The 13,677-nt window shown below is 68.4% G+C and carries 17 protein-coding genes; 5 read left to right on the top strand and 12 right to left on the bottom strand.

Annotated features, from left to right (window positions below; translation table 11 throughout):
- From DMC18_RS05210 to DMC18_RS05195, 4 genes are all read left to right on the top strand, one after another.
- Positions 1–378: tetratricopeptide repeat protein (locus DMC18_RS05210; RefSeq protein ID WP_146217980.1), on the top strand; the 378-nt coding region annotated here is incomplete at its 5' end.
- Between the two features lie 21 nt (positions 379–399).
- A complete protein-coding gene (locus DMC18_RS05205; RefSeq protein WP_110119372.1) occupies positions 400–906 on the top strand; it encodes a prepilin peptidase in 507 nt (168 codons plus the stop codon).
- Positions 907–1,199: 293 nt separating this feature from the next.
- Entirely contained in the window at positions 1,200–1,826 is a 627-nt protein-coding gene (locus tag DMC18_RS05200; protein WP_110119373.1) for a LuxR C-terminal-related transcriptional regulator, read from the top strand.
- A 487-nt stretch (positions 1,827–2,313) separates the two neighbouring features.
- On the top strand, positions 2,314–2,718 hold the full coding sequence (locus DMC18_RS05195) for a hypothetical protein (RefSeq protein WP_110119374.1): 405 nt from the start codon (positions 2,314–2,316) through the stop codon (positions 2,716–2,718).
- Between the two features lie 87 nt (positions 2,719–2,805).
- Here the strand turns inward: DMC18_RS05195 and DMC18_RS05190 are convergent, their stop codons facing one another.
- From DMC18_RS05190 to DMC18_RS05145, 10 genes are all read right to left on the bottom strand, one after another.
- Positions 2,806–3,801, bottom strand: a complete 996-nt coding sequence (locus DMC18_RS05190; RefSeq protein ID WP_110119375.1) for a hypothetical protein — start codon at positions 3,799–3,801, stop codon at positions 2,806–2,808.
- Between the two features lies 1 nt (position 3,802).
- Positions 3,803–6,322 carry a fimbrial biogenesis outer membrane usher protein gene (locus DMC18_RS05185; RefSeq protein ID WP_233245219.1) on the bottom strand — a complete coding sequence of 840 codons (2,520 nt, stop codon included), beginning with the start codon at positions 6,320–6,322 and terminating at the stop codon, positions 3,803–3,805.
- Positions 6,323–6,326: 4 nt separating this feature from the next.
- A complete protein-coding gene (locus DMC18_RS05180; protein WP_110119377.1) occupies positions 6,327–7,130 on the bottom strand; it encodes a molecular chaperone in 804 nt (267 codons plus the stop codon).
- Positions 7,131–7,162: 32 nt separating this feature from the next.
- Positions 7,163–7,741 carry a hypothetical protein gene (locus DMC18_RS05175; protein WP_110119378.1) on the bottom strand — a complete coding sequence of 193 codons (579 nt, stop codon included), beginning with the start codon at positions 7,739–7,741 and terminating at the stop codon, positions 7,163–7,165.
- Complete coding sequence (locus tag DMC18_RS05170) at positions 7,738–8,352, bottom strand: hypothetical protein (protein ID WP_110119379.1); 615 nt, start codon at positions 8,350–8,352, stop codon at positions 7,738–7,740. Before DMC18_RS05170 ends, DMC18_RS05175 begins: the two co-directional genes overlap by 4 nt.
- Positions 8,353–8,366: 14 nt before the next feature.
- Positions 8,367–8,948, bottom strand: a complete 582-nt coding sequence (locus DMC18_RS05165; RefSeq protein WP_110119380.1) for a hypothetical protein — start codon at positions 8,946–8,948, stop codon at positions 8,367–8,369.
- 3 nt (positions 8,949–8,951) lie between these two features.
- Positions 8,952–9,551 (bottom strand): hypothetical protein, encoded by a 600-nt coding sequence (locus tag DMC18_RS05160; protein WP_110119381.1) that lies wholly within the window; start codon positions 9,549–9,551, stop codon positions 8,952–8,954.
- Between the two features lie 18 nt (positions 9,552–9,569).
- Positions 9,570–10,133, bottom strand: a complete 564-nt coding sequence (locus DMC18_RS05155) for a hypothetical protein (protein ID WP_110119382.1) — start codon at positions 10,131–10,133, stop codon at positions 9,570–9,572.
- A gap of 25 nt (positions 10,134–10,158) precedes the next feature.
- Positions 10,159–10,746 (bottom strand): hypothetical protein, encoded by a 588-nt coding sequence (locus tag DMC18_RS05150; protein ID WP_110119383.1) that lies wholly within the window; start codon positions 10,744–10,746, stop codon positions 10,159–10,161.
- 116 nt (positions 10,747–10,862) lie between these two features.
- Positions 10,863–11,534, bottom strand: coding sequence for a hypothetical protein (locus DMC18_RS05145; protein WP_146217979.1), 672 nt, complete (start codon positions 11,532–11,534; stop codon positions 10,863–10,865).
- 334 nt (positions 11,535–11,868) lie between these two features.
- Here DMC18_RS05145 and DMC18_RS05140 point away from each other — a divergent pair, with 334 nt between their 5' ends.
- Positions 11,869–12,441 carry a helix-turn-helix transcriptional regulator gene (locus tag DMC18_RS05140; RefSeq protein WP_110119385.1) on the top strand — a complete coding sequence of 191 codons (573 nt, stop codon included), beginning with the start codon at positions 11,869–11,871 and terminating at the stop codon, positions 12,439–12,441.
- Between the two features lie 6 nt (positions 12,442–12,447).
- Here the strand turns inward: DMC18_RS05140 and DMC18_RS05135 are convergent, their stop codons facing one another.
- Positions 12,448–13,128 carry an HTTM domain-containing protein gene (locus DMC18_RS05135; protein WP_110119386.1) on the bottom strand — a complete coding sequence of 227 codons (681 nt, stop codon included), beginning with the start codon at positions 13,126–13,128 and terminating at the stop codon, positions 12,448–12,450.
- A complete protein-coding gene (locus DMC18_RS05130) occupies positions 13,125–13,544 on the bottom strand; it encodes a hypothetical protein (protein ID WP_110119387.1) in 420 nt (139 codons plus the stop codon). The genes DMC18_RS05135 and DMC18_RS05130 overlap by 4 nt, the downstream gene beginning before the upstream one ends.
- Positions 13,545–13,677: the final 133 nt, after the last annotated feature.

The following is a 13,677-nucleotide window of genomic DNA, read 5'->3' as shown; positions in this document are numbered from 1 at the left end:
GCGCCCGATCCCGCCGCCGCGGTCGATCGCCTGTACGGCCGCGCCGCCGAGGCCATCAACGCCCGCGACTACGCCCTGGCGCTGGAGCTGCTGCAGCTGGCGGCGACCCGCGCGCCGGCCGACGTGCGGGTGCTGAACGCTCAGGGCGTGGTCTACGACAAGCTGGGCCGCTTCGACCTCAGCGCCCGCTACTACGAACGGGCGCTGGCGGTCGATCCGAGCTCGCGCATCGTGCTCAGCAACATCGCCTATTCCGCCAGGCTGCAAGGCCGCGAAGTCGCGCCGGGCGTGCTGCAGGCTGCCGCGCCGCCGCCGGCGACACCCCTGGCCGGCGGACCGCCCGACGACGTCGCGCCGCTTCCCGGCGGCGGATCCTGAGACTGATCCAGGAGACCTGGGATGGAAATCGACTTCGTCCGCTTGGCTGGCTCCATCGCCTATGCCGGCTTCTTCGTGGCCGCGGCGCTGTGGGACATGTGGAGCCGCAAGATCCCCAACTGGATCCCCGCCGCCCTGCTGGCCCTGTTCCTGACGGCGCAGTTCCTGTTCTGGCCGGCGCCCGACTGGCTCTCCAGCCTGATGGCCTTCGGCCTCGTCATGCTGGCCGGCGTGCCGATGTTCGCACGCCGCCTGATCGGGGCCGGCGACGTCAAGCTGATGGCGGTCGCCGCCCTGTTCGCCGGCATGGAGAACCTGCTGCTGCTGACCATCGCCACCGCGATCGCCGGCGGGGCCCTGGCCCTGGTCGCCCTGGTCGCCCGTCCCTACGCCGTGGCCATGCCCGGCTGGATCCGGACCCGGGCCGGCGTGCCCTATGGCGTGGCCATCGCGGTCGGCGCCCTGCAGGTCGGCGTGGACTCCGGCCTGCTGGCCGTCAGCCATCGCCTGGTCCACCTTCAACTCTGAAAGTAGTGAAACTGCATTTCACTGCATTTACAGAGATATCGCGCGCCAGGAGAAACCGCGACGACGCGTCTCGATTTGATAGCGTTGTCTTCTCCACATAGTCTTTTTAACTACCCAATGCAGGGTATGCGACGCCCCACGAAATAATATCAAATCAATTACACAAGCCTTCAGTGTCGAAATTAAACAAATCTGTTTTTGAATTGCAGCAGTCACAATCCGTGGATGCAACGCAGACCTAAAGCAAGATCTTGTTCTCGGGGACTGGAAGGCGACCAGACGGGGCGTCGCACATGGGACTGATCAAGATGATCGAGGTGGTGGATTCGGAAGTCGAACGCGGCGTGTTCGAACCGCACGTCGCCAACGCCATCCTCAACCTGCTGAATTTCGGAGTCATCGTCTCCGACAGCGAAGGCTGCGTCTACGCGGCCAATGACCTGGCCTGGAGCTATGTCGCCCACGGCGACGGCCTGTCCGAGAAGGGCGGGCTGCTGACGGCCGAGAACGGCTTCGAGTCCGAGGCCCTGCACAACCGCATCGCCGCGGCCGTGCGCCAGGGCCGGTCCGGGGCCATGCTGATCCACCGCTCGCGCAGCCAGAAACCCCTGGTCGTGCTGGTCGAACCGTTCAGCACCGACGACAGCGGCTTCCGCTGCGCCCTGGTCACGGTCCGCGAGGTCGGCCGGGCCTCTCCCCGCATCGCCGAGCGTGCGCGGATGATGTTCAACTTCTCGCCGGCCGAGGCCGAGATCGTCTCGCGCGTGGCCCAGGGCCGCGAGCCGGCCGAGATCGCCGCCGAGCGCAAGGTCAGCATCAACACCCTGCGCGTCCAGATGGCCTCCGCCATGGTCAAGGTTGGCGTGCACCGCCAGGCCGAACTGGTCTCGGTGATTTCTTCGGCCGACATCCTCGAGTGAGATAAGTTCAAGACTCTATTCTTTGCCTTTAATAAGGCTGCGCTATTGTGGCGCGACCTGTATATGTTAATATTTACAGGTCGCGAGGGCAAATCCCCCCGTTTTGTCACCGCCGCGACAATGACCGGTTCGTCGGGGCTGTCCGCAACGCCTCGACGTTCCTCGGCGGAGCCGCCCCGCCCGTCGAGCGCCGGATCAGGACATCAGCACCCCCTCGTCCTGATCCGGCGCCGGTCGATCGCCGCCACTCGCGCGCGACAATCAACACAACCCAGCATTCACAGCACCCATGGCGAGGCTCTTTATTGTCCAGATCGGACATAGTAAGAATGCATTACGCACGCATGATTAGATGCATCACCTAACGAATATTCTATTGCGACAGTCTGTCATTCTTACTACTAATTTTGTTTACCATGTTTTAGGGTGCGGTGCTTAACCCTCACCCGGGATGATCCTCCCATCATCCTCACTCCTGGGGTTTTAAATGCGCTTTCCGATGATCCTGGCCGCCGCCGTCACCGTCCTGGCCGCCACCACCGCTTCCGCCGCGCCGGCCAGCTACGAGCTTCGCCTCGAAGGGCACGTGCCGGTCATCTGCCGCGTCAGCCTCGACGCCTCGACGGCCTCGAGCACCGAGTCGACCGACCTGGGCCGCATGACCGAGTTCTGCAACAGCGCCGCCGGCTACGAAGTGCGCCTGACCCACGCCCAGGGCCTGAGCGACGCCGCGGTCTATGTCGACGGCGAGAAGATCCAGCTGTCGTCGACCGGCGTCACCCTGATCAGCCGCTCGAGCACCGCCGCCTCGCAGAGCCACCAGCTGCGCCTGGATCCGGGCGCGGACGCCGGCCAGGTCGGCGACCTTTCGGTGAACATCACCGCCCTCTGATCCTCCGCACCCGCCCCTCTCGGGTGCGCGGATAAAAGAAAGCCCCGTCGGCTCGCGCCGGCGGGGCTTTTTCAGGCTGGGCCGAGGTCACATGCAGGAGACGGGAGTCGTACCGGTCGGCACCGCCAGAGGAGTCACGGTCACCGTCAGGATGTCCTGGTAGTTGGGCGCAGGGACCTTGCCCGCCCCGCCTTCCAGCAGGGTCGGCGTCACCGCCAGGTACTGTCCCGACAGGCCGGCCCGCGCACAGGTCACGGTGCTGAAGGTCGGCGAGGCCGTGGTCTTGGTCTGCCCCAGGAAGGCCAGCTGGTACGGGATCCGCTGATTGGTGGTGGCCAGGCTGCCGCCCGGATAGGTCATCCGGAACTGGTTGGCCGAGGTCAGCGCCACCGAATACGGACCCGAGCTGGCGACGCGGACATTGCCCGTGCGCTGCTTCACCGAATTGGGCGTGGTCGGCAGGTCGGCCGTGGCCAAGGTCCCGATCTCGCCGAAGTCCAGCGCCGGCCCCACGAAGCTGGCCTGCAGGGCGCTGAGCACATTGATCCGCACGTCGAGCGAGTTGGCGATCACGCCCTGCTCGTCGGCCGCGCCGCCGGTGCGCTTGCAGTAGTATTTCTGGTCCAGATAGAGGTCGGTGGTCCCGGCCGGCAGGTCGGCGCCGCTCGGCACGGTGATGGTGACCATGAAGGTCTGCACGTCCGGCTGGCCGACGCCGCCGAAGTTCAGCTCGACCTCGTTGGGATTGACGTTGTTCGGGTCGAGCACGTGCCCGGGCGGGTTTTCCAGGATCTGGCCGCCGGTCGAGGTCTGGATGATCGTCAGGCTCGACGGCGTGTCCGGCCGGCGCAGATAGATGAAGTTCACCTCCTGCGTCTTCTTGCCGCCCACCGCCGGCGGACGCCGGGCGGTGATGGACAGGGTCTGCACCGTCGTGCCGCTCGGATTGAACGGGTCGAAGGTGCCCGACAGGACGACGGGATCGAAGGTCACGCACTGGGCCAGGGCCGAGCCCGAGGCCAGCAGCGATCCGCCGAGGCCGGCGGCCAGGCCGAGAAGCAGGATATGCGATCGGCGTTTCATGTCAGCCTCCGGACGCGGCGGGCTTGAGGTCCCCGGCCTTGACAAAGCCCTCGGCGCTTTCCGGCACGTCGAGGTAGTAGACGGTCGGGGGCGAGGTCCCCATTTCGAGCCGCCAGCGGCCGGGCCTCAGGCCCGAGGCGCCGAAGCGGCCCACGCGGTTGGTGAAGATGGTGATCGGCTCGGCGCCCTCGCCGCTCTTGGCCATTTCGACGGCGCGGCCGGACACCAGGGCCAGCGGCTGGCCGTCGGCGTCGACCAGGCGGCCGATGGCGGTGACCGAGTAGTCCGACCCCACCACCAGGCGGTAACCCGAGCGATACGGCGGGAAGACCCGGAACGAGCCGGAGCCGAGGTCGTAGCCGGCCGGGGCGTTGGGCGCGTCGACCGTGATCGTGCGCTCGGCGTAGGCGGCCAGGCCCGTCTCCAGCGCCGTGCCCATCTGGCCGGAATTGGAGCTGTAGCCGAACGGCGTGGGGTTCACGACGATGTCCGCGCCCTTCAGGCTCTTGTGGCCCTGGATGATGGCGAAGCTGTCGTAGATCGGCCGCCCGACCGAGACCGCGCCGTCGGCGAAGCCGATCGAGGTTCCGACCCGCATCGACGTGCGGCCGTTGTCGGGGCCGTCGAAGGCCTGGAAGTGCGACAGGCCCAGTTCCGCCCGGTTGGCGATGTAGTTGACGCTGCCGTTGAAGGCGGAGTCGTCGGGCGAGCGCGAGACCTCGGCGAAGGCGTTGTAGGAGCCCACGCCCTGGCCATGGATCGTCTGGTAGGCGATCCGCGCGCGGTCTTCGCGGCCATCGTACTCGGCCCGCAGGCTGGAATTGTTCGAGAACTGCCAGGACAGCGAAATCAGGGCCGAGGTTTCGCGGCGTCCGGGCACGTCGTCGTACATGAGGTTGGCCGTGACCGCGAGGTTCGAGGTCAGGCGGTAGCCCATGCCCAGCCGATAGGCGCTGGCGTCCGGGAACGCGTCGCGGCCCGCCGAATAGCGCCCGTCGAAGCTGGCGTAGATCGCGTCGCTGAAGGCGTGCGAATAGCCGACCCCGATCTCGTAGGCGTAGCGGTTGTCGGGAATGAAGGTCCCGACCGGGCCGAAGTCGCGGCTGCGGGTCTCGAACGACAGGTTCAGGGCGTCGGCGCGGCCGCCGGAGAACTGGAACAGCCGCTGGAAGCTGACGATCGCCGCATAGCCCGAGCCGTAGACGTCGATGTGCGACAGGGCGAAGTCGACGCCCAGCGTGCCGATCTTGGTCCCGAACAGACCTTCGGCGCCCATCATGACGGTGGTGTCGTCGGCCTGGCCGTTGACGCCCAGGGTGACCCGGTCGGTGATGCCGCGGCGATAGAAGGCGCTGACCGTCCACTCCTCGGTGTAGTCGGGGCCGTCGAGCAGCAGCGGCGCCTTGACCCCGGCGAACAGGCCGAATTCCGACAGGCCCGGATCGAGCTGGGCGCGGTCGAAGAAGACGTTGAACTGCAGCGTCTCGCGCCGGCCGGTGTCGTCCTCGATGACCAGACGGACGTCGTTGGAGCCCTGCGCGAACGGGAAGTCGCGCACGTTGTAGCGTCCGGGATCCAGGCGCAGGCGCCGGGTCAGCTGGTTGTTGAGGATCACGCTGACGTCGGAGGGCCGGGCCAGGGTGAAGCTCTCGCGGCCCCGCGGGCGGGCGATCGTCTGCGGCTGCAGCACGCTGTAGGAGCGGAAGATCGAGATCCCCGCCATGTCGGGCGCGGACTGGAAGCCGCGGCCGACGGGCTGCAGGTCGCCGGCGGTCCAGCGCAGCACGTTCTTGACGTCGTCATAGACGAAGCGCGTGCCCAGCCGCTGGAAGTCGTTGTCGGCTCCCGGCTGCCAGACGGCCTCGTTCTCGAACACCAGCCCGTTCATGCGCAGCGCGCTGTCGAGCAGGAAAGTCGGGTCGCCGAAGCCCTCGTCGAAGCCTTGCTCGACGTAGTCGACGGAGCCGCGGATGTTCATGTAGCCGCTGAAGCCGGCCGGCGGGAGGTAGGTCCCCACGCCCGTGCGGTCCATCGGCGCGACCTGCAGGCTGCGCACCACCTTCAGCTCGGCGGGGATCACGATCCGCAGCTCGAGCGCCCGGGGGTCGTAGGTCATGCTCATGTTGGCGGCGGTCACCGCCTCGGGCGAGACCGTGCTGCGGCCGGCCAGCGACGAGCGCAGGGCCGCGATCGCCGGGGTGTCCAGCAGCGGAGCCAGCAGGCTCAGCAGCCGGTCGGACGGCATCGACAGCTGGCCGTCGGCCGATATCGCCAGCGGCATGTCGCCCAGATAGTAGTCGCCGGTCTTCAGCGGCACCGTCAGGTTGACGTCGCGGCCGGTCGGATTGAGCTGGCGGCGAGCGTCGGCGGCGGTGGCCGCACCGGGGGAAGGCGCGCTGGTCGGCTCCTGGGCCGCAGCCAGCATCGCGTAGGGGATCGGCTCGGCCAGGGCTGCCAGGGGCGCGACGAGGGGCGTCGCGCCGGCCAGGCATCCCGCCAGCAGCCAGCGGCGGTAGGTCAAGGACCTAGCGCCCTTCGTCGGACGAGAATTGAGCCTCAAGGGAGCCTCCTGCTGCCGCCGTCAAGGGCAGTTCGATGGGAACGGCGATCCGCCGCGTCTGGCCGGGGGCGATCAGGCCGAAGCCGATCGTCTGTTGGATCTCCGGACCAGGAATGGTCCGCGTGAAGACCGCCTTGCCCGCGGCGTCCTTCTCGATGATCCGCAGCTTTCCGCGGGACAGGTATCCGTGCGTGTTGGACGTGTTGGCCACGTAGACGATCGGCACCGGCTTGCCTTCGGCGTCGGTTCCGATCTCGCTCTTGGACAGGGCCAGGGACGGCTTGCCGCCGGCGGGGCCGACGCTGGCCAGGACCTGGAAGTTGTAGAGGATCTGGATGGCCGACTGGCCCTCCGGCAGCTTCACCGGCATCTGCGCCACGGTGACGTAGTAGTGCTTGCTCTGCGCCAGGGCCGGATCGCCCACCCACTGGATCCGGAACGACTGCGTCTCGCCCGGCTGGATCACCGCCTGGGGCGGGAAGATCAGCAGGTCGTTGGTCGGCGCGTCGCTGGGATGGGCGCCCTTGTCGTCGAAGGACAGCTCCTCGGCGTGCAGCTCGACCGGCAGCGGGTTGGCGAAGGTGTTCTGCACCGTGACGATCTGGGACATGCCCCGACCGGTCGGCTTGAGGTCGATGACGACGGGCTGGACGGTCATGGCCAGGGCGCTTCCGCCCAAGCCCGGCGTCCCCTGCGCCGCGAGAGCCGAGAGACAGAGGGCGGCGACCGCCCCCAGCCAACGCCCCCGGTAGTTTTTCGAACGAGTCATTCGGTGTCCGCTCCTCATGGGTGTTCGACAGTTCAGTTCTGGGCTTCCAGTTCGACGACGAGCGTTCCGGCGTAGTCGCCGGCCACCATCGGCGCCCCGCCGCCAGCCACGGCGACGACGAGGTTCATCTGTCCGGCCGCGCCGTTGGCGGTGGCCAGGTCGATCGGGGTCAGGGCCGTGCTCGAGCCCGACGCGCTGGCCCCGGCCCAATTGGCCGTGACCTGGAAGTCGAGGCTGTCGCGGAAGCCCGCGGCCGGCGCCGCGCCGGCGGTGCGCGACAGGCCCGTGCCGTCGGTGCGCACCACCAGGCGGTGGGCCGAGTTGCAGACCACCGGGAAGGCCAGGCTGATCGAGGCGTCGCGCGGCTGGGCCGTCTGGGGATCGACGAACTCGGTGAAGCGCACGACGCCGGCCTGGCCGCCCTGGGCGGTGAAGCTGGTGTTGGCGCCGCTGGCCGCCGAGGGCGGCGACAGCACGCAGGCGCTGGGCGCCTGGGCGATCAGCTCCAGCTGGCTGGCGGCCTGGTCGCCCGTGGTGTTCACGGTCTGGGCCGAAGCGGCCGAAACGACGCCTAGCGTCGCGGCGGCGGCGAGGATGAGGACGGTCTTCATTGGGGTTCCACCGTCAGCCGCAGGGTGTCGCGGTAGACGCCGGACACCAGCGGAGCATTGGTCTGCAGGTTCGTGGCGCCCGGCTGGATATCCAGGCGCAGAGTCACGTCGCCGACGACCGGCTGGTCGACCGCCTGGGCGCTGTCGCGGATCTGGCGGGCGCTGGCGTCGGCCTCGAAGCGGTTGTTGATCGGGCCCCAGGCCAGGGTGGCGGTGTAGGGCACAGCGTCGCTGAAACCGGTCGGGGCCGGGGTCAGGCCCAGCTCCGAGCGCCACAGGCCGTTGTTCTGGCTCTCCAGCACGATCTGGTGGGCGTAGTTGCACACCGCCGCGAAGGTCACCTGGGCCGAGGCGGCGCGGGTCGACAGGGTGACCGGATCGGTCAGCTGATCGACCTGCAGCGTGCCGCCGGTCAGGGTCAGGAAGTTGACCAACTGGCTCGCGCCGAGCGTCGGCGAGGCGATCGTGCACACCTTGGGCACCTGGCCCTGGACCACGAAGTCGCGGGTGTTGTCGTCGGTCTGGGCGCGGGCGATCTGGCCCAGCAGCAGCAGGGTGACGGCCGAGGCCCCGGCGAGAACGGCGGCCTTCATGCGATTGGTGCTGGTCATGGCGCCCTCCCCGCTCAACTGATCGCCGCCAGGGTGACGACGATCGCCCCCTGATAGGTGTCGTCGGCGACCGGCCTCAGGCTGGGACCGCCGGCGGTGGCGAAGTCCGACAGGCTGATGGTGATCTGGCCCGATCCGCCGGTGTCGCGGGTCTGGGTGGCGGCCGCGTTGGCGGCGTCGCCCGTGGCGTAGCTGGCGTCCACCGTGGTCCAGCCCGAGGCCGTGGCCGTGTAGTCGACCCCGCGCGAGAAGCCGTCCGGCGGCGTGGTCGTGAAGGCCTGGGCCGTCATCTGGGTGGCGGAGATGGTCAGCTGGCTCGGGGCGCCGCACTGGGTTCCGGTCAGCACCTTGGGCGGCGCCGACAGCGTCGACAGCAGCAGGCCCGTGGTGGTGTCGATCATCACCCCGACGTCGAACAGGTTGTCGCCGTCGGAGAGGTCGCCGATCGTGCAGATGTTGTCGGGCACGGTGGCGGTGATCTGGATCGGCCCGACGCTGTCGGACGGTCCGTAGGTCTGGGCCGAGGCGGCGCCCGTCATTGCAAACGGGGCGATGGCCAGGGGCGCCAGGGCGAGGATGAGAAAGGTGCGCCGCATGGTTCAGCTCCCCGAAGCGGCCAGGCCCGCATCGGGCCCGAGGGTGATGGTCACGAGCGCGAGGTACGCGCCCGGCTGCAGCAGGTCGTCGCTGCTCACGGCGAAGTCCGAGACCACCAGGGTCAGATCGGTTTCCTGCGGCGCGGGATTGGTCGCGCTGGAGCCCGTGCTCGAACTGCTGCCGGCGCTGGTGCGGACGCTCGCCGCCGTCGCGCCCCAGGCGCTGATCGTGCAGGTGTAGTCCACCGAGCCGACGAAACCGGCCTGGGTGGTGGCGGTCACCGCCAGCGGCGAGGCCGAGATGGCCAGGGCCGCGCCGGCGTAGTTGCAGAAGGTGCCGGGAAGCTGGATGGACTGGCTGGCGATGGTCGTCAGCCGGCCCACCCGCGCTCCCGAGGCTTCGGAGATCTGGCCCAGGGCCAGGGTTCCTGGATTGGGCGTCCCCAGCACGCAGACCTGGGCCACCTGGGCGTCCAGGCCGACGGTTCCCTGGACGGGATCCTGGGCGTGGGCGCCGGTCGCGGCCGACAGCGAGCCGAGGGCCGCGAGAGCCGCCGCAAAGCTCGTAACGCCCTTGGCGAGACAGGTCCGGTGCTGGATCATGACGACCTTTCCTCCCCTTCAGGTGGCCGGAGCCAGCGTCACGGCCACCGAGCCCGAATAGGACCCGGAGATCAGCCGGCCGCCGGCGGGCGTGGCCGCGTCGGCGAAGCTGACGACGATGTCGCTGGCGAAGATGCCGGTGGTGCTGGCCGAGCCGCCGCCGGACGTGACGGTGGTGTCGGACGCCGACACCGAGCCGCTGGCCGGAGCGGCCGAGGCGGTGGCGGTGTAGTCGATCCGACGTTCGAAGCCGGTCGGCGCCGTGTCGGTGAAGCTGGTGTTGAAGATCGGCTGGGCCTCGACCGCCATGGTCGCCGACACGCCGTTGCACCAGCCGTTCAGCGTCGCCGTCCGGCTCGTCAGCTTGGCCTGGTCGAGGCGGCCGATGGCCGCGACGTCGCCGGTCTGCAGCGACAGTTCGCCCAGATCGAGCACGACGTTGTCGGTGACGAACAGGCAGCGGTTGGCCACCGTTCCATTCACCTGGACCGTGCCGGTGACGCTCTGGGCCTGGGCCTGCCCCCCGGCCGCGACGAGCGTGAAGCTCGCCGCGGCGGCGGTCAGGAGAAGGGCGCTACGCATGGCGTTTCTCCCCTTTCCCGCGCGATCACGAGGGCTCGATGGTGATCGAGATCGTGCTGGCGTAGTTGCCGGCCATCAGCAGCGCGCCCGAGGCGGTGTTCAGCGCGTAGGCCTTGACCGTCAGGTTGCCGGCGCTGTTGGCCAGGCTGGTCGACAGGTTCTGGACCGTGGCGGCCGGCAGGGCGGCGGCGGTGACGTAGCTGACCGTCTGGGTCGTGCTGTTGGCCAGGGCGGCGTCGAGCGCGGCGGTGTAGTCGATCACGCCGGTGTAGCCGGTCGGGGCCGAGGCGCTGGGGGTCAGGGCCAGGCGGGTCGAGCTCAGGGTCACCTTGGGGGCGGCGCTGTTGCAGTTGACCCGGAACTGGGTGGAGCCGCCGGGGCTGGCGTTGGTCGAGCCCGACAGGGTGGTCGACAGGGTGCCGTCGGCCTGGGCCAGTTCACCCAGCGGGATCGAGCCCGAGAAGGTGCCGCCGCTGCCGCCGGTGATGACCACGCACTTGGCCGCGACGCTGCCGGTGACGTTGACCGTGCCGGTCACCGTCTGGGCCATGGCGGCCGGGGCGATCGCCAGGCCCAGGAGGGCGGCGGCGCCGATGAGGATCGTCTTGTTCATGTCTTCACTCCCAAATGTCGCGCCGGCGGACCGGCTTCTCTCTCTGTTGTTCGGGCCGAGGCCCCCTCCCCCTGAAAGACGCCGGATCCGCCGGGGGAGCGGACCCGTAAGCGCGGTCACGGCGAGACGCTGAGCGTCACCGTGAGCGAGTCCGAATAGGTGTTGGCGGCCGCCAGGATCTGGGCGCCGGCATAGGCGCCGCGATGGACCCGCACGTAGGAGCCGCTGGTGTCGTAGGACGAACCGTTCAGGCGCAGGCCCTGGCTGGCCGAGGCCGGCCCCTTGAAGCCGCACGTCGCGCCAGAGGTCGTCTTCAGGTCGCCGGTGTCGCAGGTCGCGTTGACCGTGCCGACGCCGACGTCGCCGACCAGGTTCAGGTCGACCAGATAAGGCGCCAGGTTGGTGTAGCCGGTCGCCGGGGTGACGCTGGAGGCCAGCAGGCCGCCGTTGCTCGATATCACCGCCGCGCGGAACGGCACCGTGCATTGCAGGGTGAACGGGAAGTCGGCGGTGAAGGCGTTGTTGACCTCGCCGACGTCCTTCGTGCCGCTCGGCGCGGCGCCCGGCGAGAAGCCGCAGCGGCCGCCCACCGAAGCCGTCACCGGAATGGACAGCACGATGTTGGGGGGCGAACCGCCTGCGTAGGCGGTGACCTGGGCGCGGCTTTCACCAACGCTCGCAACGAATAGAGCGCCCGCGAGCAAGCTCCCGCCAAGTATCCAGTCCTTCAAGGACGGCTTGCGCTGGCTGCGCAGAGCGCGAGGAAGCGTCGATAGCTTGTCGGCCATGTCCCGATCCCCGTTTCTCTTAACAAGTTCTTAATGAACGATTGCAGAGAACCGAGGACCTGAAATCCCCCACCTTGGGTACAGAATACAGTTTCACCCAACGGGGGAATTGATGGAAATTGAGGAGAATATTGGAAAACTAAATTGATCTTAGTAATGCAGATCAATGATCTGAATTTGGATGATAATCATTATCAGCGGCTAATGCGTCAAACTGACGCGAATGGACCCACCTTCATCCTAGGTTGTGGATAACTCGGCCGTAACTCGATTTAAGTAAGGCATAAAAATGGCGCGACCCAAGTAGCCGCGCCTTCAAGGGAGGGAAGAGGCCATGGATGGTTCCCACGCTTCGCTCATCGACATCAGCGCGATACGCTTTTGCCTGGACGAAGACGAGATCGCCCGCATCGTCATCGACTCCCACGGGACCGTGCTGTGGCGCTCGCGCGCCGCGGCGGTGATGCTGTCGGGCGCGAGCCCGCTGGTCGATCGCGGCGGCAAGGTCGGCGGCGTCGACCGTCGGGCCCACCAGTTCCTGGTCGAGCGCATGGCCGAGGCCCTGGCCGGCCAGGAGGTCTGCCAGATCATCGACTGCGACCAGGACGAACGCTACCTGATGCGCATGCGCGTGGTGCAGGACGGCGACGACCGGGCCCTGGTCATCGTGCTCAAGGACTTCGACGCCCCGGCCCACATCCCCCGCCTGGAGGCGATGTTCGGGCTGAGCACGATGGAGGCCCGGATCCTGGCCGAGATCATCGCCGGCAACAGCGCCGAAAAGATCGCCGACCAGAAGGGCGTCTCGATCCTGACCGTCCGCACCCACATCAAGCACATTCACGGCAAGATGGGCGTGCGCTCGAAGGAAGAGATCCTGGCCTCGGTGATCAAGATCTTCGCCTGAGCAGGCTCAGAACAGCCGATCCTGGAGCCAGAGAATGGCGGGGTAAGCCGCCAGCCAGGTCCAGAAGAAGCGGTTGAGGCCGAACAGGCAGGCGTTGGCCAGATGGAAGGCCGCCGCCACGACCAGGCCCGCGATCAGCGCCGGCCGCGACAGCAGGGTCAGCGGAAAGGCCAGCTCGAAGGCCATCACCGCCCAGGACATGGCCAGCAGCAGGCGCGGCCGCGCCGCCCAGCCGCGCAGGCGCTCAGCGACCGGATAGGCCGAGAACTGGAACACCTGCCGCAGCGCCACGCCCGAGCGCCAGTCGGGGTTGATGATCTTCACCCAGCCCGACACGACGTAGGACAGCATCAGCTGCGCGCCGAGATAGCCGAAGAACAGCTCCTTCAGGCGCGGCGCGGGCATGAGCGCCGTCAGCGTCAGGCACCACAGGGCCAGCAAGCCCATGCGATCGCTGCCGCCGTTGTAGGGTCCCTGGAAGCGTTGCAGCACCATCAGCGACACGACCGCCAGGCCGACCAGCGGCCAGGGCGAGGCCAGCCCCGCCACGACCAGCAGGCACAGCAGGATGCGCGCGGCGAACAGCGGACGGTCCGGACGCGAGACGGCCAGATGCTCCAGGCTCTGCTGGATCAGGGCCAGGGCCAGCAGGACCTGGCTCAGGCGGGCGGCGGCCTCCAGGGTCATGCCGCGTCCTTCCACCGGCGCGGCGCGGCGGTGAACAGCACCTCGCCGACGATCGCCCCGTCCTCCCAGGCCAGGAACAGCAGCCGAAAGCGCAGCCAGCCGCCCGTCTCCGGACCGAAATCGGCGGCGATCCGGCGGTAGATCTCATCCTCGCTGTGGGCGGTGGGCTGATCGACAAGGCGCTCGGCGCAGCTGACCAGGAACAGGTCCTCGTTGCGGCGTGGGTTCCAGAACAGGCGCAACAGCATGGCCGCCGGCGAGACGCGCTGCGGCCGAGGCCGAAACTCGCGCCAGTCCGGATCGGCGTCGGGCGAGGCCAGCAGCGCGTACTCGATCCGCGGCGACGGCGCGATCACGTCGAAGAAGTTCCACGACGGGATCAGGGCCGGCAGGAGGAGCTTCAGCGACTGCAGCATGGCTCCAGCAGGACGACGGATGGAAGGCCCGAGTTACGCGCCCCGCGCCGTCGTGTCGAGCGCCCGGCTAGCGCCGGCTCGCTCGCGGCTCGGTGGGCGTCGTGACGGCCAGCGGCCGGTCGACCGCCGGCGC

Source organism: Caulobacter sp. D5, from assembly GCF_003185805.1.
In the GTDB taxonomy this organism is placed as follows: domain Bacteria; phylum Pseudomonadota; class Alphaproteobacteria; order Caulobacterales; family Caulobacteraceae; genus Caulobacter.
This window is presented reverse-complemented; position numbering and strand designations above follow the sequence as displayed.